Source organism: Schauerella aestuarii, assembly GCF_009866805.1.
In the GTDB taxonomy this organism is placed as follows: domain Bacteria; phylum Pseudomonadota; class Gammaproteobacteria; order Burkholderiales; family Burkholderiaceae_B; genus Schauerella; species Schauerella aestuarii.
This window is the reverse complement of record NZ_SIZW01000041.1, coordinates 138513-154828: the sequence shown is the minus strand read 5'-3', so window position 1 is coordinate 154828 and position 16316 is coordinate 138513. Positions and strand designations below refer to the sequence as shown.

Genomic DNA, 16316 nt, shown 5'->3' with positions numbered 1-16316 from the left:
AGACGTACCCCGCGCGACCGATCAGATCGTGACCGACGGCAAGATCACCGCCGAGAACTGATCCCGGCGGCCCTCGGCTCAGAAGCTGCCGCGTATCCCCACCAGTACGGCGCGGCCCGATTGCGGCGCGATATCGCGCAGTACCGAGGTCGCGTACCGGATCGTTTCGTTGGTCAGGTTGATCCCCTTCACGTACGCGCGCCACTGCACACCACTCGCTTTGAACCGGTAGCCACTGGTCGCGTCCAGGCTGGTGTAGCTGTCGGTAGGCAGATCCTCGTCGGGACGGCGATGCTGGGAGAAAGCGCGTGTGACGCTCACGCCGGCATCGAACGGGCCATAGGCATAGTCCAACCCGGCCCGCAATCGCAGCGGCGGGATGCGCGGCAACGGCTGGCCTGAGTCGCGGTTGCGCGCGCGGGTGTAATCGCCCGAGAGCAACAGATCCAACGCGTGTCCATCACGCTGCAGCACCCGGAAGCTGCTCTCGGCCTCGAAGCCGTAGAAGTCGGCGGGAACGCCACGATACATGGCTTCAGGAAGCGCGTCGTCGGTGCCGGCACCCACCACGTCGCCGTCGTCGTTGCGATACCGACCCGTATTGAGTTCAGCCAGATAGTTGTTGAAGTGGCTGTAGAACACGCCCACGCTGCCGTGATGCGGCCCGTCCTTGAAACGCAGCGCGAGATCGGTCGAGAAGGCCCTTTCCTTGCTCAGATTCTGATCGCCCAACAGGTACTGTCCAGTCGCCTCGTGCGGCCCGTTCGCATACACCTCATAGAAGGTCGGTGCCCGTTCCGTATACGCGGTATTGCCCGCCAGCGACCATATCGGATCGAGTTTGTACACCGCGCCCAGCGATAGACTGCCCGCATTGAAGTTGCGCTTCTGCGCATCCGCGAAGCGGTCGTTGCCGCCGGCCGAGGGCGACAACCGCGTGAAGTCCATACGGCCACCGGCGCTCAATGTGAGGCGATCGTTGACCGTCCATTCTTCAAGCAGGAAGACTGCGCCAGTGTTGGTATCGGTGGTGGGCACCAAGGCTTCTGAGCCCAACGCCGAGAACTGCGTCTGTCCGAACTGCACACCGACCACACCCTGCACCGGCCCAAAGTCGCGGTGCCTTGCTTCGATGCGCGCCTCGTAGCCGCGATTCTTGAACACGGTCCCCGTCTCGCCGTCGTCGACCTCCTTGTGCTGATAGTCGGTGTAAGCAAAGCTGGCCTTGACGCTTTTGAAAAAGCCGTCGAGATCGCGCAATTCGCCTGCCGCGCCGAAGCGCTGCGACCGCATCTTGATGCGCACGCTGTCTTCCGCCACAGAGCCATAGTTCGAGTCATAGCCGCTGTATGACAGGCCACCGTAGCCATGCTCACCCGTCAATGACATGCCCAGGGCACCGCCGCTGTCGCGACCATCGCTGTTGGGCAGGCGACGGCGCGCCTCGTCGTCTTGCGGATCCAGGGCGCGCAGGCGAGCGGATCGGGCGTCGCCCGGGATGCGCAGGTCGTCGGTGGTGCGACCGAACACGTCTGCGTGAATCGCAAACTTGCCGTCGCCACCTTCGAGTTGGACGGCGCCATCGCGATCGTTGTTGCCGCTGCCGTAGTTGGCAGTGGCCTCGCCATGCATGCCGTCGATCGGCTCGGTGGGAATGCGATTATCGATGGTGTTGATGACGCCACCGATCGCGTTGCCGCCGTAAAGCAATGCGGCAGGACCGCGCAGCACTTCGATCCGATTGGTGGACAACGGATCCTGAGGCACCGCGTGATCGTAGGAAAGGGACGATGCGTCCAACGTGCCCACCCCATTCTGCAGCAGACGAATGCGGTCGCCATCCAGGCCGCGGATGATGGGCCGGCCCACCATCGGTCCGTACGTACTGGTCCAAACCCCCGGCACCCCATTGAGCGTTTCGCCAAGCGTGGCGGCCCGGCGCAAGTCGAGATCGCGGCCATCGATCGCCGCCGTCGGCGACGACAGCGCATCGCTGCCGAGGGGATTACCGGTCACGATGATCGGTGCCAGGGCGGCAGCATTGGAAGACGCCGACACGTCGGCGGACGAGGCGGCAACGTCGCTGGCCTGTGCATGCGCCGCGCAGCCGAGCGTGACGGAAAGGGCCAGGGGCGTCAGTAGCGCCACGCGCAAGCGTCGGCGTTGAACGCAGGGCACCGAGGTGCCATGATCGATAAACATGTGAATCAGCCTGAGTGCGGCCGCACGCCGCCCTGCCCGCATCGCAAAACGCGCAACAGGAATCGGCGCGTTGTACGGCCAAGTCGGATCGGAGAGTGGGAAGACGATGCGCTCAGGCGAGCGGGGGTGCGCGCTGCATGTACCAGCGCGTGGTGGCGGTATCGACCGCCACAGCCGGCGATCGGAAGTCGAAAACGATGTGCAGATCGGGGTGAAAGAACACCGTCTTGCCGATCAGGCCATCACCGAAGGCCTCCCATTGCGCGCACATATCGCAATGCTCGCCCGGCTGTGGGAGCGCCGCGGTATCGGCCGACAACACCGTCGTGACCGAATGAAGATGCGTAAACGCATGCAGCGTGGCGGCGACCGGTGCACACAGCAGCGTCAACATCGCCCAGACCAACATGACGGCGTGCAAACGCCGGCTTGCGCGCAGAGGCGAAAACCGGGGCAGCGACATGCGATGAATCAGTGAGCGGGCCACTGGGGAACCTGGTATGCGCGTCGAAGAGCGATCGGCGCGAGAATCGCAATGTTATATCAATTCATCGCCGGAACAAGGGCCGACGCCGAAAAACCGAACGCCTCGCCCCGCCTTCGTCACGACGAGACCTGCCGTTATAGTTGTATATATCAACTATATAGCCGATAATCGTGCATCGTTTTTCTTGTCAGGTTTCGCGCCCATGCCCCTTCATACCCGTCTGAATACCCTGCTCGGCATTCAATATCCCATCGTGCAAGCGGGCATGAGTTGGGCGTCGTCGAACGCGGCATTGCCTGCCGCAGTGTCCGAAGCCGGTGGGCTGGGCGTGATCGCTGCGGGTCCGATGTATCCGGAAGCGCTCGAAGCGGCCATCCGCGCGCTGCGTGCCATCACCGCGAAGCCCTTTGCGGTCAATATCCCGCTCTACAACAAGCGCGCCGCCGACTACGTGGCGATCGCACTGGCCGAGCAGGTGCCCGTGATCATCGCCTCGCAAGGCGGACCGCAGAAATATCTGGCGCGGTTCAAGGATGCCGGCGCCACATGGCTGCAGGTGGCGGCCAGCCCGCTGCATGCGGCCAAGGCCGAACAGGCGGGCGTGGATGGCGTCATCGCTGTGGGCCTGGAGGCCGGCGGCCATCCCGGGCCTGACGAGATCGGCACCCTGGTGCTGGTGCGGGCGATCGCGAGCCGGGTGTCCATTCCTATCATTGCCGCGGGAGGTATCGCCGATGGTGCCGGGATTGCGGCAGCGTTGTGCCTGGGTGCCGACGGTGCGCAACTGGGCACCCGCTTCATGATGACGCCGGAGGCGGGCGTGCACCCGGCCTACAAGGCGGCGGTGCAAGCGGCAGGGGTGGCCGACACCACGCTGGTCGGCCGCGGCCGATCGCCCATCCGCATGCTGAAGAATGCGTTTTCGCAGGCTTATCAGCACGCCGAGGGGTCGGCGGCCGGCGATGACGATCTGAATCTGCTCTTCGCCAGTCGATCGCTCAAACAGGCGGCGCTCGATGGCGATGTGGCCGATGGCAAGACCGAGGCCGGACAGAGCGCCGGCTTGATCGACGACATCGTGCCGGCGGGTGACCTGCTGCGCCGGCTCGTGGTGGAAACCGAAGCCGCACTCGATCGCGCAGCGTCGCTGCGGTGATGCTTATGTGGTGATGCCTGGGCGTTTGGGCCGACCGGGCGGGCAACGCCCGGATCGCCCCTGCCCTTACTGCTGCACCAGTCCAGCCGATTTGGCCAGTACCTTCATCGCTTCGCGATCCTTGTTGACGAAGGCCGTGGCGTCGGCAGCAGATTGCGTCAGCACCTCAACCCCCTGGGCATCCATCAATTGCTTGTAGCGATCGTCCTTGTTGATCGTGGCGACCGCCTTATTCAGTTTCTCGATCACGGCCGGCGGCGTGCCTTTCGGTGCGGCCAGGCTGTACCAGGAGGCCGACTCGGCACCCTTTACACCCGACTCCTCCAGCGTGGGCACATCCGGCAATAACGGCGAGCGCTTCTTCGCTGCGTAGGCCAACGGGATCAAGCGCTTATCCTTGATGAACGGCAGGCTGGCCGACAGGTTGAGCAACGCCATGTCGACCTGACCGCCTACCAGATCGTTGATGGCAGGGGCGGCACCGCTGTAGGGAATGTGGACGATGTCGATATTCGCGCGTTGCCGAAACAGCTCACCGCCAAGATGCGGCGAACTGCCGGGGCCGGCCGATGCGTAATTGATCTTTCCCGGCGCACTGCGCGCCTTGTCGATCAGCTCGGCCAGGGTCTTCACACCGACCTTCGGATTGACGACCACCATGTTCGGCTGATTGGCCACGATCGCCACGAAGTCGAAATCGCTCACCCCATCGTAAGGCGTCTTTTGCATGAGGGGCGTGACCACGTGCGCGGCGGATGTGCCAAGCAGCAGCGTGTATCCATCCGGTTTGGCACGTGCCACCAGACCAGTGCCGATCGAGGCACCGCCGCCGGGCTTGTTCTCGACGACCACGGCGCGGCCCAGTTGCTTCTCCAGTTCGCGCGCCAGCGCACGCGCCACGACGTCGGCCGGGCCGCCTGCGGCATAAGGATTGACGAGCATGATGGGTTGCGTGGGATAGTCCTGCGCGACAGCCACCGAACAACTCAGGCTCAGCGCGAGGCTCAGGCCGATTCCTTTCAATACTGACATGATGATGGTCTCCTCACCGGTTCTGGAAAGCACATGCGCTCAGATGGCGCCTTGTGTGGACAGCAACGCAATATCGTCATCGGACAGGCCGAGACGCTCGCGCAGAATGTGTTGCGTGTGCTCGCCCAACAACGGCGGGCGATCGAGACTGGGGTTGTCGTAGCCCTCGAACTTGAACGGCACCGGAATCGCGTTGAACTGACCGATATGCGGATGGTCGTACTGGCCCACCATGCCGCGCGCGAGCACGTGCTCGTTGCTCAGGATCTCGCTCACATCGAGAATGGGACCGGCCGGCACGCCCACGGCATCACAGCGTTGGCACAAGGTCTCGCGATCGAAGGTGGCAATCGCCTCGGCCAGCCCCCGAGAGACCTCAGCGCGTCGCGCCACGCGCACGGCATTCCTGGCCAACTCGGGATCGTCGCCCCACGCCGTCAAACCGAGCACCGTGCACAACGGCTTCCAGTGTTGATCGCTGCCGGTGATTTGCACCCATTTGCCATCGGCGCACTCGAACGCGGCCGACGGCACGCGTCCGGGATGCTCGGTGCCCAGACGCGGCGGCACTTCTCCCAGCGCGAAATAGCGCGCCGCCGCCAACGACAGCAATCCCACCTGACCGTCCAGCATCGAGAAGTCGATGTGGCAGCCCTGCCCGGTTTTCGCGCGGCCCACCAGGGCCGAGAGAATCCCGATCGCGGCCCACAACCCTGACGTCAGATCGGCGACCGGCAGGCCCGGCTTCACCGGCCCTCCGCCGCGCTCACCGGTCAGGCTCATGATGCCGCCCATGGCTTGGAACACCGTGTCGTATCCCTTGCGCGGGGCATAGGGCCCCGTCATGCCAAACCCTGTGCAAGAGAAATAGATCAGCGCTGGATTGGACGGCGCAATAGCAGCACGATCCAAGCCATACTTCTTCAATGTGCCCACCGGAAAATTCTCGACCAGCACATCGGCCTGCGCTGCCAGCTTGCGCACCAGCGCCTGGCCGGCTTCCGTGCGGAAGTTGATCGTGATCGACTGCTTGCTGCGATTGAAGGCGAGGTAGTAAGCCGATTCGGTACCGTTCTCGCCCTTCACCTTGGGCTCGAACGCGCGCGTTTCGTCGCCGCCGTCGGGTTGCTCCACCTTGATCACGGTTGCGCCCATCTCCGCCAGAATCATCGAGGCAAATGGGCACGCCAGCACGCGCGACAAATCGAGAATCGTGATGCCGTCTAGTGGCCGCATACGTTTCTCCAGCAATCGGGCGCCGCCATGGGGAAGCGCGAATCAAGGGTCGACATGGGCATCTCCTCGACAACGCCGCCATGCATTCCCGGCACCGGCATCATCGTCATTGGTCGTTGATATTGGTCGTTGATATTGGTAGTTGATATCGTCAACTACCAGGACAAAAAAAGGCGTGACGTGGGCCGCGCCAAGCGACATGCGCTATCGGAAACTGCGCATGATGACGTTGGCATCCCGGCCGACGCCCAAGGCATCCACCAACGCCAGGTCGGCCGCGCGATGAAACGACCGCTTTGTGAGCCCCATCGCAACGGGGCTCCAACTTGCCAGGCGCGTGGCCATCGCAATCGCTGCTTCCAGCACCTGGGCACTTGAAACGACACGATTGGCGATACCTAACGCCAGCGCGCGTGCGCCGTCGATCGGCTCGGCCATCGCCAGCAACTCGAAGGCATGCTTGCGGCCAACCTGGCGCACCAGATTGGCCATCACCACGGCGGCCACGATGCCGTGCTTGAGCTCGGGGTAGCCGTACCGCACATCGTCGGCCATCACCGTCAGATCGCAGGCCAGGGCCAGGCCCGCGCCACCGCCCAGCGCGTTGCCATGTACGGCGGCGATCACCGGGGTGGCGATCTGGGAGAACGCGCTGTGCAAAGCGGTCGTCAGATCGGCACGGCGCATCACGGCCTGGGGTTGCTCCACCGTCAGACTGGAGAATTCAGTGGTATCCGCGCCGGCGCAGAACGACTTGCCGTTGCCGGTGAGCACAATCGCATTCACCTGATCGTCGCGGTCGGCCGCGTGCAAGGCATCGAGCAGCGATTGCGTCAGTGTGGTGTTCAGTGCGTTGTGTTTCTCGGGGCGGTTCAAACGCAAAACGCGTACCGCACCATGCGTATCGACGACGAGCTCGGTCATGTTGTCTCCTGCTGTTCAAGCTAATGGCTTTGCAATCATTTTCTTTTATTTAGTTGATTTAATCAACTACAACATCTCGACCGAGCGTTTCGCGCCCAGGGCGACAGCATGTTCACCGCCTCGATACCTGCCGGAACACGCCAGCCGAACGACTGACGCTATCGCGCAGGCAAGCACCTGCCGCCGCGATCCATGCGGCGAATCGCGACTGCCTGGGCAGCTTGACGGAATAGCGCCGCAGCGGGCGATGGTCTACCTGGGGCCGGCCTTGCGGCCGCGGCGCGGCGCCAGGGTATCCGGCGTGGCATCGAGCAGGCTCAAGCCATGATCGGTGAGCTTGTCCACGGCGCGTTCGAGCACCTCGCGCTCTGCCGGGCTCAACACGCTGAGCAGCGTTTCATTGCGCGCGATGGCGGCAGGAAAAACCTTCTTGTACAGCGTACGACCCGCAGTCGTGAGATCCAGGCTCACGCCGCGGCCATCGGTCTCATCCGCGCTGCGCTTGATCAGCTTGCGCTCGATCAGATCCGCCACCGTTCGGCTGGCCTGGCTCTTGTCGATATTCGATTCGCGGGCCAACGCGTTCAACGACATGGGCGCATGCGCCGCCAACAAGGCAATCACGCGCCAATCCCGCGGACCCATTGCGTAACTGGTTTCGTTCTGAGCGGCGGCCAAGCGGCTCGACACGAAGGCCAGCCGATTCAGGCGATAGGAGAAAAGCGCCTTGAGATCCGTTGGCGCGGAACGCTTGGCGGCGGCGGGCTTGCTGTCTTCGCGTGAGGCCATAGGGAAGCTGAGTAGAGTCGATGAGAGAAATGAATGCACGCCATCACGTGCCTGCGTCCCGCATCATAAACAATGCCATCGTGTCGGGCGCAGGTCGTGTGCCTTTTTACGGGACTGCGCGAACAATCAACGGATTCAGCCCGCTCTCGGCGACCCGGCTGTGCAGGCTGCGCCCAAGCACCTCCTGGCAGCGCATCGCAACGTGCATCATGGCGTCCAGATCGATGCCGGTGTCGATGCCCATTGATTCAAACAGATTGACGAGATCCTCGGTGCACACATTGCCGGTAAAGCCGCCGCCGTATTTCACCTTGGCAGGGTGGCCGCCCACCCCGCCGAAGGCGCAGTCGAAATAACGCACGCCGGCCTCATGGGCGGCAACGTAGTTGACCAGTCCGGTCGCGCGGGTATCGTGAAAATGCGCAATCGGTGTCACATTCGGATATTGCGCCTGCATGGCGCCATAGAGCGCGCGCACCGCAGCCGGCGTGGCCATGCCCGTCGTATCGCCCAACGTCACATGCGTCACCCCTGCCGCGGCAAAGCGCCCCACATCGTCCAGCACCGCGTGCGGATCGACGGCGCCCTCGAACGGACAGCCAAACGCCACGGATATGGTGCCGATCAACCGAAAACGGGCAGAGGCAGCGGCCGCCATGGCGTCCACGTTTTCCCATTGCTCGGCCTTCGTGCGTTTCAGATTGCGCGCCGAATGCGCATTCGTGGCCGACACGAGCAGACTGATTTCGTTCGCGCCGATGCCCGCTTCATGATCGGCCACCGCGCGCTCGACCGCACGCACGTTGGCACACGTGGCCTTGTAGAACACGCCTTCGCGCCGTGGCAGCGCGGCCAGAACCTCACTCGCATCCGCGAACTGCGGCACCACCTTCGGATTGGAGTAGGACGTGGCCTCCACACGGGTGAAGCCCATCGCCGCAAAGCGCGCGATCAGCTCCCCCTTGATCGCCGTCGCGATGAAGTCGGATTCATGCTGCAGGCCGTCGCGGGCGAAACACTCGCACAACACCACATCGCTCATGCCGATGCTCCCTGCGCCAGCCCGAACACCTCGATCGCATGCGCGCGCAGCTTGTTTTTCTGCACCTTCGAACTGCCCGTCATGCCGATGTGCTCGAACGAATCCACGATGGCGAGATACCGCGGCACCTTGAAATTGGCGCAACGGGCCTTGCACCACTGCGTGAGTTCTTCGGGTGTGGCGTGCCGGCCGGCCTTCAACAGTACGAACGCGGCCCCCACTTCACCTAAACGCGGATCGGGCACGCCGATCACCTGCGCGAGTTGAACCGCCTCATGGCCATGCAGCACTTCTTCCACTTCGGCCGGTGCCACATTCTCGCCCCCAACGCGGAACATGTCCTTCAAGCGCCCGACCATGCGCATGCGCCCCTCGGCATCCATTTCACCCAGGTCGCCGGTACTCAGCCAACCGTCCGGCGCCAGCGCATTCGCGGTCGCCTCGGGCATGTTGTAGTAGCCCTTCATCACGCTCCAGCCACGCGCCTGGATCTCGCCCCGCTCACCCCGCGGCAGTTCCTGCGTCGTGCCCGGCTCGACGATCCGCACCTGCATGCCGGGATGCGGCAACGCCCACCCATGGGCACGCAGCGCGAAGGCGTCGTCATGCTGCGACATGACGATGTTTGGCGACGCTTCGGATTGACCGTAGGCATTGCAGATCGCGGGCACACCCATCACATCCTTGATCTTCTGCATCACCTCGGGCCCCGCCGCGGCCCAACCCCCGCGCAAGTGCAGCCTGCTGCGGTCGAATTCGGGATGACCCATGAGCATCAGAAAGATCGTGTCGTTGCCGGACGTCAACGTGCAACGCTCCTGCGCCAGCATCTGCAGCGCCTCGCCCACTTCGAACTTCGGTAGCGTGAGCAGGCAGCATCCGGTGACCACGGCCACGAGAATCGATAACGTCGTGCCCGCCACATGGAAATAAGGGCGAATGCTGAAATACCGATCCTCGGCGTGCACGCCCATCCGCACAGCGGCAGCGCGCGCATTGCCCAGCATGTTCGCATGCGTGAGCATCACGCCCTTCGGGAAGGATGTGGTTCCCGACGTGTACTGGATCAGCAACACATCGTCGGGGCGTACCTGTGCCGTCACTGCCGCCATATCCAGCGCCGCGTCGCCTTGCGCCAGAAAGGTATCGAACCCGACACCGGCAGCCGGCACGTTCGCGCCAACCACCACTACGCGCTTGAGCAACGGCAACACCTTGCCCGGCAGCGCCGTCTGGATGGCGGGTTCAACCTGCGCAAGCAGATCGATGTAGTCAATGCCCAGGAACGCGTCCGCCACGATCAGGCACGTCACATCCGCCTGCTTCAAGCAAAAGTTCAACTCTTCGGTTTTGAATCGCGTGTTGATCGGCACGGTGACGGCGCCCAGGGTGGCGCACGCGAAGAAACACTGCAGCCACAAGCCGCCGTTGCCCAGCATGATGCCCAGGTGATCGCCATGGCGCACGCCCGCAGCCTGCAGCGCCCGCGCGATGCGGTCGGCGCCTTGTGCCAGCGCGTTCCAATCCAGACGTTCGCCGGGTGCGACGAAGGCTTCACATGCGCCACGTGCGGCGACGGTATTTGCGAGCACCTTCGGCAGTGTCAATACGTCATTCGCCATCATGGTTTCCCTTCGAAGCGCCCCGCCCTTCGGATGCCCTGGATGCATCGGACGCCGCCGCGCGTCCGAAGCCGGCGATGGCGGCCTGCCAATCCGAGCCGCGCAGGTTCTCCTCGATCGCGAGCAACTCGACGGCCATCGCACCTTCGCGCGTGCCTTCCAATCCGGTATCCACACTATGCTTCGTCAGCCGCACCGTCAGCGGATTGGCGGCCGCAATCTTCGTGGCCATTGCGTGCGCCTCTGCCGTCAAGCGATCAGCGTCGTAGACGTGGTTGACCAGTCCCATCGCGAGGGCCTCATGCGCATCGAATTTTCGGCCCGTGAAGAGCAGTTCCTTTGCCATGCGCGGTCCCACCACACGCGGCAAGCGCTGCGTGGCGCCCACCGTACCCCACCCGACCTCGGGATAGCAAAACGCAGCGGCCTCGGAGGCAAGAATGAAGTCGCTGGCGGCAGCAATCTCACATCCCGACCCAAAAGCCGCGCCATGCACCACCGCAATCACAGGTTTGGCCAGCCGCTCGATCGCCGCATAGGCGGCAAAGCCGCGCACGCGGCGCGCCGTCATGTCGGCATGCGTCATCGTTTTGCGTTCTTTCAGGTCCGCCCCCGCGCAAAAGGCGGTGCCTTCGGCCGCGATCAGCACCACGCGAACGTCATCGTCGGTGGCTGCGGCATTCATCACGTCGACGAGTTCACCGCACATCGCCACGTTGAGTGCATTGCGTGCATCCGGGCGATTGAGGGTCACGGTCGCAATATGGTCGGTCACGCCGTAGCGCAGGGTGGTCAGGGAAAGTGTCATGCTCGGCGTCTCGATAGCGATTCAGGATTTGGCGGGCGGCAGGGTTTTGGCCCAGGTCACGATGGCGTCCACCACCGCGGCGGGTTGCTCCGGGATCAGCGCATGGCTGGCCCGATCGATCACCTTGATCGTGACGCGGTCGCCAAACTCATCCTTCATCTCATTGCGGCTCGTCAGCGGCTTGAAGGGATCGTCTGCCGCCTGCAGGTCCAGCAGCGGCGCCTTGCCGCCCGACCACCAGTCGGATTGCTTGGTGGCCTTCCCCGCTTCGCTCTGCATGGTGCTCGTTTGCGCGTACCAGCCTTCCTTCCATACGCTGGCATCGCTACGTGGCGCGAAGAAGAGCTCGCGCACGTATCCCATGCGCTCCGCTTCCGGCAAGCGCATGTCGGCACTCTTGCCGACTTTCTCGCTCAATGCCAGGGGATAGTTTTTTGCGGCCGCAGCCGCGATGACCACGCCGCGCACCAGTTCGGGATGATCGACCGCCGTCATGCGCGCCACCCAGTTGCCGAAGGCATGGCCCACGACGATGGCGGGCTTGCCCTGCCCGTAATGGCGAATGACGTAGGCGGTGTCATGGGCAAAGTCGTGCAGCGTCACCCCCTGCATGGGCCCGGTGCTCTTGCCGATGCCGCGCGGTTGCGGACGCAGTACCTGATAGCCGGCGTTGACCAGGCCCTCGGCCACGCGGTCGTAGTCCTCCGAATCGCGGCCACGTGAAGGCAGGAGCACGATGGGGTCGCCCTGCCCTTCCACGATCACGTCGAGTGTGACGTCGCCGGTTTTCAAGACATCGCGATGCCGTGCCGTATCGGCGGCGTGCGCAGACGAAAACGCCACCAAGCCGCTGAGTGCGGCCGCGCACACAAAGTGTTTGAACATGATTGTCTCCTCGCAAGGGACGGCGCCGAGACATCGCCGGCGCCGATCTGATGTGAAGACAATATAGGCCAAATCGTTGATTTAAACAACTACATTGATGTCGGTCCCGATGGGTGTCGCGACAACGCCTGGCCATCAGCGGGTGCGACCGAAGCGCGCCAGCGCAGCAACAGCGCGCCGCAGATCGCCGATGCCACCGAGCCCAGCAATACCCCGAGCTTGGTGGCATCCTGCAGCGCCGGCGCATCGTTGAATGCCAGCAAGCCGATGAACAGGCTCATCGTGAAGCCGATGCCGCATAGCAGCGCAACGCCGTAGAGTTGCACCCAGCCCGCGCCGGAAGGCATCACCGCCAACCGCAACTTGATGGCAAGCATGGCAAAGCCGAACACGCCAACCTGCTTGCCAACGAAAAGGCCCAGCGCCACACCCAACGGCACCGGTTCGCTCAGGCTCGCCAGCGACATCCCGGCAAACGACACGCCGGCATTCGCAAATCCAAAGATGGGAATGATGAGAAACGTGACCCATGGCACCAAGGCATGCTCCAAGCGCAAAAGCGGTGCGGCGTCGGGCTCTCGAAGCGTCGGTACGCGCAAAGGAATGGTCAATGCCAGTACCACCCCGGCCAGCGTGGCATGCACACCGGATTTCAAAAAGCAGAACCACAGCAGCGCACCTACGAGTACGTACGGCAGCAATCGCTGGACGCCGCCGCGGTTCATGCCGACCAGCACTGCCGCGGCCAGCGCTGCACTACCCAATGCGATGAAATTGACGTCGGCGGTGTAGAACGCGGCAATGATCAGCACAGCGCCAAGGTCGTCGATGATGGCCAATGCAGTAAGGAAGATCTTCAGTGACACGGGCACACGCGGGCCGAGCAACGACAACACGCCTAACGCAAACGCAATGTCGGTGGCGGCGGGAATCGCCCATCCCATCGGCGCTCCGCCCTCACCCAGATTGACCGAAAGGTAAACGAGCGCCGGCAGCACCATGCCGCCCAGCGCCGCGAAACCAGGTAGAGCGCGTTGCGACCATGTGGAGAGCTGGCCGAGCAGCACTTCTCGTTTGATCTCCAACCCGACGAGAAGAAAGAACACAGCCATCAGCGCATCGTTGATCCAATGCAGCACACTCAGGCCGGCCACGTACGAGGCTAAGGTGTCGAAGTAGATCGGTGCCACCGGGCTGTTGGCCACGATCAGCGCCAGCGTTGCCGCGGCCATCAGCAGGATGCCGCCCGCGGCCTGATTTTGAACGAACGCGCGCATGGCGCCATACACAGCCCAGAGACGGCCGGAATTTTCGGTCTTCATGAAATAACCTTTGAAGCGATGTGTTGCGCTACCAACGCAACCAATCGAACGAACGCGCCGAGCCATGCTCAAGCACGTTCACATCGTCGTCCAATTGCAATGCACGCAAGCGCTGGCGCTTCATACGCCGATGCGCAAAGTACTCGATGCAGTTCGAATGGGATTTCGTGTAGCGAATGAAGAAAAAGCCCTGCCCGGTGATCGACACACCGGGATGCGTGACGCGCTGGAGGCGAATACGCAGCATGGCTTGCTCGCTGCGTCCGGCACGCCAAAGCAGGAACCAGATCGCCATGATGCATACCAGCCAGCCGCCAGCCAGTGCGAGCCAAAAAGCAACGTTCATGGACCCTGCCACAAGGCGGGATTGAAGCGCGCGAAAGGGCGCTGGAGCAGGAGATAACCGCTCGAATGGCGGTGAGGGCCAGTAGAGGTGATGCGAGGCATAGTCGTCGAAACTCCGCGCGGCGGCCCGACCTTGCGCATATACCTGCCGATCCGCAATGGCGCGAATCAAACACCCAACCCAATTGTACAACGCCGAGTTACGTTTATATCAGTCAGGTGTTACCCGGATAGGCCCACGATCTTGCCCGGCGCGCGCGTTGCGCGCCGCCATCAAGGCTTTCACCAGATCGCGCACGATGCGCGACTTGCGCATATCGGGACGGAAAATCAGCAGACTCTTGAAATGGATCGCGGGCGCAAAAGGCCGAAACACCACGCCCCGCAAGCCATACCCATCGGTGGCATAGGGATTGGTCAGGCCGATGCCCACACCCTCCATGGCCAAGGCGCAAACCGTGGCTGAATTAGGCGTCTCGACCACGACCACCGGCCGAACCCCGGCCTGATCGCACACCTCATTGAGCTGACGCCGCACCGTATCTTCAGGCGACAGCGCGATGAACCGCTGACCGTCGAGATCCTGCGGCCGGATCACGGCGCGCTGCGCCAGAGGATGCGCCGCGGGAATCGCACAGACGGCGGCCGGCGTGGTGAACGTTTGATGGTCGATTCCCGAGATGTCGATCTCGTCGGCCGCGAGCCCCACATCGAATCGCCCTTCGGCCACCAGATCCCGGATGGCCGATGAGGTCATGATCTGCAGCGTGACGGCGGTGCCAGGATGCTGTTCGAAAAACCGCTTGAGCGCCTTGGGCACCAAGGTCGCCCCCAACGCCGACAGCGACGCAAGGCGGATCTCGCCCGACCCAAACTCCCGGATTCGCGCGGCGCTCGCGCGCAAATGATCCAGCCCGATGAACGAGGCCGTCACGTCGCGAAAGAAGAGCTGGCCCTCGGCAGTGGGCACCAACCGCCCCCGGATGCGGTCGAATAGGGAAAACCCCAGCGACTTCTCCAATTCCTGGATGCTGCGGCTGATCGCTGGTTGGGAAACCTGCAGCAAATCGGCCGCCAGCGAGGCAGAGCCGCTGATCATGACCGTTCTGAACGCTTCGATCTGCTTGAAGTTCATCGCTGCACCCGTCGTAAACCTATCAGTTTATTGCATAGCCTTCGATGTTTTCATCATTGTTATTTGTAGATCCGAGTCCTACGCTTGAAGCCATCCTGTTAGGAGCTTTCATGCGCGATCTCACTCACTGCGTCAACAACCCGCCCGTATCGAGCGAGGGTTTTGCCAGCTTATCGGTGCCCACCCACCGAGCCTCGACCATCGTCTTTCCCGATGCCAAGTCTTATCTCGAACGCAAATATCGCGGTCCGGACGGCTTTACCTACGGGCTGCACGGCACACCCACGACGCGGGCGCTGGAAGCGCGGCTGACCGCGCTCGAGGGCGGCGTGCGAACCGCGCTGCTGCCTTCGGGCCAGGCCGCGATCGCCGTGACCCTGCTGACCCTGCTGAATGCCGGCGATACGGTCCTCATTCCGGACTCGGCCTACCCGCCGGTCAAAGGCTTCGCCGCCAACTATCTGGCCCCGCGCGGCATCCACCATCGGGTGTACGACCAAAACATCGGCGCCGGCATTGCCGATCTGATCGACGATACGGTCAAGCTCGTGTGGGTTGAATCGCCCGGCTCCACCACCATGGAAGTGCAGGACATCCCGGCGATCGCCGCTGCCGCGCATGCGCACGGAGCACTGGTCGGGTGCGACAACACCTGGGCCACGCCCCTGAACTTCAAACCGCTCAAGCACGGCGTGGATTTCTCGATTGAAGCCATCACCAAATACATCAGTGGCCACTCAGACCTGCTGATGGGCTCGATCTCGGTCAACACGGTCGAGCATCACCGGCGCCTGAAAGACACCATGCGCATGCTCGGCATCGGCGTGTCGCCCGATGACTGCTTCCTGGTATTGCGCGGCCTCGAAACGATGGGCGTGCGTGTGCGTCACATGGCACAGCATGCCCTGGCATTTGCCCAGGCGCTGGTGAACTCACCGGCCGCCGAGCGCGTGTTGCATCCGGCCCTGCCGTCGTGCCCCGGGCATGCGTTGTGGCAACGAGACTTCACGGGTGCCACCGGCGTCTTCAGCGTGGTGTTGCGGCGCGGTTACGAAGCCGGCGTGGCCGATGCGCTGTCGCAGATGAACGTCTTTCAGATCGGCGCCTCATGGGGCGGCACGCACAGCCTGATCGTGCCGATGGAAATTGCCCGCGACCGCGCCTTGTCCACCTGGGACGAGGCCACCACGATCTTGCGCATCAGCGTCGGACTCGAGGATCCGGACGACCTACGCGAGGATCTCGAGGCGCTTTTCCGCAACATCGAACGTGCCCACCACGCGACGGCATGACCGCTCGCTCACGATGACGTCAGTGCACCCGGCGCGCCG

15 protein-coding genes are annotated in these 16316 nt (G+C 63.2%); 2 read left to right on the top strand and 13 right to left on the bottom strand.

From position 1 onward, the window contains the following. Positions 1-78 precede the first annotated feature (78 nt). Complete coding sequence (locus tag EYW45_RS11645; RefSeq protein WP_161135581.1) at positions 79-2202, bottom strand: TonB-dependent receptor; 2124 nt, start codon at positions 2200-2202, stop codon at positions 79-81. A gap of 112 nt (positions 2203-2314) precedes the next feature. Beyond that, a complete protein-coding gene (locus tag EYW45_RS11640) occupies positions 2315-2665 on the bottom strand; it encodes a hypothetical protein (RefSeq protein WP_161135580.1) in 351 nt (116 codons plus the stop codon). 226 nt (positions 2666-2891) lie between these two features. Between EYW45_RS11640 and EYW45_RS11635 the strand changes: the two genes are divergently transcribed. Further along, on the top strand, positions 2892-3845 hold the full coding sequence (locus EYW45_RS11635) for an NAD(P)H-dependent flavin oxidoreductase (protein WP_161135579.1): 954 nt from the start codon (positions 2892-2894) through the stop codon (positions 3843-3845). A 66-nt stretch (positions 3846-3911) separates the two neighbouring features. Here the strand turns inward: EYW45_RS11635 and EYW45_RS11630 are convergent, their stop codons facing one another. The 11 genes from EYW45_RS11630 to EYW45_RS11580 all read right to left on the bottom strand — a co-directional run bounded on the left by EYW45_RS11630 (position 3912) and on the right by EYW45_RS11580 (position 14985). Next, positions 3912-4877 (bottom strand): Bug family tripartite tricarboxylate transporter substrate binding protein, encoded by a 966-nt coding sequence (locus EYW45_RS11630; protein ID WP_161135578.1) that lies wholly within the window; start codon positions 4875-4877, stop codon positions 3912-3914. A gap of 39 nt (positions 4878-4916) precedes the next feature. Further along, positions 4917-6113 (bottom strand): CaiB/BaiF CoA transferase family protein, encoded by a 1197-nt coding sequence (locus EYW45_RS11625; protein WP_161135577.1) that lies wholly within the window; start codon positions 6111-6113, stop codon positions 4917-4919. 204 nt (positions 6114-6317) lie between these two features. Beyond that, on the bottom strand, positions 6318-7037 hold the full coding sequence (locus tag EYW45_RS11620; protein WP_161135576.1) for an enoyl-CoA hydratase/isomerase family protein: 720 nt from the start codon (positions 7035-7037) through the stop codon (positions 6318-6320). A 252-nt stretch (positions 7038-7289) separates the two neighbouring features. Continuing rightward, the gene (locus tag EYW45_RS11615) at positions 7290-7826 is read right to left on the bottom strand and encodes a MarR family winged helix-turn-helix transcriptional regulator (RefSeq protein ID WP_161135575.1); all 537 of its coding nucleotides are present in this window, start codon (positions 7824-7826) and stop codon (positions 7290-7292) included. A gap of 106 nt (positions 7827-7932) precedes the next feature. Further along, the gene (locus tag EYW45_RS11610) at positions 7933-8868 is read right to left on the bottom strand and encodes a hydroxymethylglutaryl-CoA lyase (protein WP_161135574.1); all 936 of its coding nucleotides are present in this window, start codon (positions 8866-8868) and stop codon (positions 7933-7935) included. Next, positions 8865-10490 carry an AMP-binding protein gene (locus tag EYW45_RS11605; RefSeq protein WP_161136212.1) on the bottom strand — a complete coding sequence of 542 codons (1626 nt, stop codon included), beginning with the start codon at positions 10488-10490 and terminating at the stop codon, positions 8865-8867. Before EYW45_RS11605 ends, EYW45_RS11610 begins: the two co-directional genes overlap by 4 nt. Continuing rightward, entirely contained in the window at positions 10480-11298 is an 819-nt protein-coding gene (locus EYW45_RS11600; RefSeq protein ID WP_161135573.1) for an enoyl-CoA hydratase/isomerase family protein, read from the bottom strand. Before EYW45_RS11600 ends, EYW45_RS11605 begins: the two co-directional genes overlap by 11 nt. 21 nt (positions 11299-11319) lie before the next feature. Then, the gene (locus EYW45_RS11595; RefSeq protein WP_161135572.1) at positions 11320-12183 is read right to left on the bottom strand and encodes an alpha/beta fold hydrolase; all 864 of its coding nucleotides are present in this window, start codon (positions 12181-12183) and stop codon (positions 11320-11322) included. Between the two features lie 89 nt (positions 12184-12272). Further along, positions 12273-13505: a Na+/H+ antiporter NhaA gene (gene nhaA, locus EYW45_RS11590; RefSeq protein ID WP_161135571.1), complete on the bottom strand. Its 1233-nt coding sequence runs from the start codon at positions 13503-13505 to the stop codon at positions 12273-12275. A gap of 28 nt (positions 13506-13533) precedes the next feature. Continuing rightward, entirely contained in the window at positions 13534-13851 is a 318-nt protein-coding gene (locus EYW45_RS11585; protein WP_161135570.1) for a hypothetical protein, read from the bottom strand. A gap of 210 nt (positions 13852-14061) precedes the next feature. Further along, positions 14062-14985, bottom strand: a complete 924-nt coding sequence (locus EYW45_RS11580) for a LysR substrate-binding domain-containing protein (RefSeq protein ID WP_161135569.1) — start codon at positions 14983-14985, stop codon at positions 14062-14064. 110 nt (positions 14986-15095) lie between these two features. Here EYW45_RS11580 and metC point away from each other — a divergent pair, with 110 nt between their 5' ends. Then, a complete protein-coding gene (metC, locus tag EYW45_RS11575; RefSeq protein ID WP_161135568.1) occupies positions 15096-16277 on the top strand; it encodes a cystathionine beta-lyase in 1182 nt (393 codons plus the stop codon). Positions 16278-16316: the final 39 nt, after the last annotated feature.

Excerpts from the sequence above, each read along its gene's own strand:
- EYW45_RS11645 (WP_161135581.1), bottom strand. The coding sequence starts at position 2,202 with ATGTTTATCGATCATGGCACCTCGGTGCCCTGCGTTCAACGCCGACGC.
- EYW45_RS11640 (WP_161135580.1), bottom strand. The coding sequence starts at position 2,665 with ATGTCGCTGCCCCGGTTTTCGCCTCTGCGCGCAAGCCGGCGTTTGCAC.
- EYW45_RS11635 (WP_161135579.1), top strand. The coding sequence starts at position 2,892 with ATGCCCCTTCATACCCGTCTGAATACCCTGCTCGGCATTCAATATCCC.
- EYW45_RS11630 (WP_161135578.1), bottom strand. The coding sequence starts at position 4,877 with ATGTCAGTATTGAAAGGAATCGGCCTGAGCCTCGCGCTGAGCCTGAGT.
- EYW45_RS11625 (WP_161135577.1), bottom strand. The coding sequence starts at position 6,113 with ATGCGGCCACTAGACGGCATCACGATTCTCGATTTGTCGCGCGTGCTG.
- EYW45_RS11620 (WP_161135576.1), bottom strand. The coding sequence starts at position 7,037 with ATGACCGAGCTCGTCGTCGATACGCATGGTGCGGTACGCGTTTTGCGT.
- EYW45_RS11615 (WP_161135575.1), bottom strand. The coding sequence starts at position 7,826 with ATGGCCTCACGCGAAGACAGCAAGCCCGCCGCCGCCAAGCGTTCCGCG.
- EYW45_RS11610 (WP_161135574.1), bottom strand. The coding sequence starts at position 8,868 with ATGAGCGATGTGGTGTTGTGCGAGTGTTTCGCCCGCGACGGCCTGCAG.
- EYW45_RS11605 (WP_161136212.1), bottom strand. The coding sequence starts at position 10,490 with ATGGCGAATGACGTATTGACACTGCCGAAGGTGCTCGCAAATACCGTC.
- EYW45_RS11600 (WP_161135573.1), bottom strand. The coding sequence starts at position 11,298 with ATGACACTTTCCCTGACCACCCTGCGCTACGGCGTGACCGACCATATT.
- EYW45_RS11595 (WP_161135572.1), bottom strand. The coding sequence starts at position 12,183 with ATGTTCAAACACTTTGTGTGCGCGGCCGCACTCAGCGGCTTGGTGGCG.
- nhaA (WP_161135571.1), bottom strand. The coding sequence starts at position 13,505 with ATGAAGACCGAAAATTCCGGCCGTCTCTGGGCTGTGTATGGCGCCATG.
- EYW45_RS11585 (WP_161135570.1), bottom strand. The coding sequence starts at position 13,851 with ATGAACGTTGCTTTTTGGCTCGCACTGGCTGGCGGCTGGCTGGTATGC.
- EYW45_RS11580 (WP_161135569.1), bottom strand. The coding sequence starts at position 14,985 with ATGAACTTCAAGCAGATCGAAGCGTTCAGAACGGTCATGATCAGCGGC.
- metC (WP_161135568.1), top strand. The coding sequence starts at position 15,096 with ATGCGCGATCTCACTCACTGCGTCAACAACCCGCCCGTATCGAGCGAG.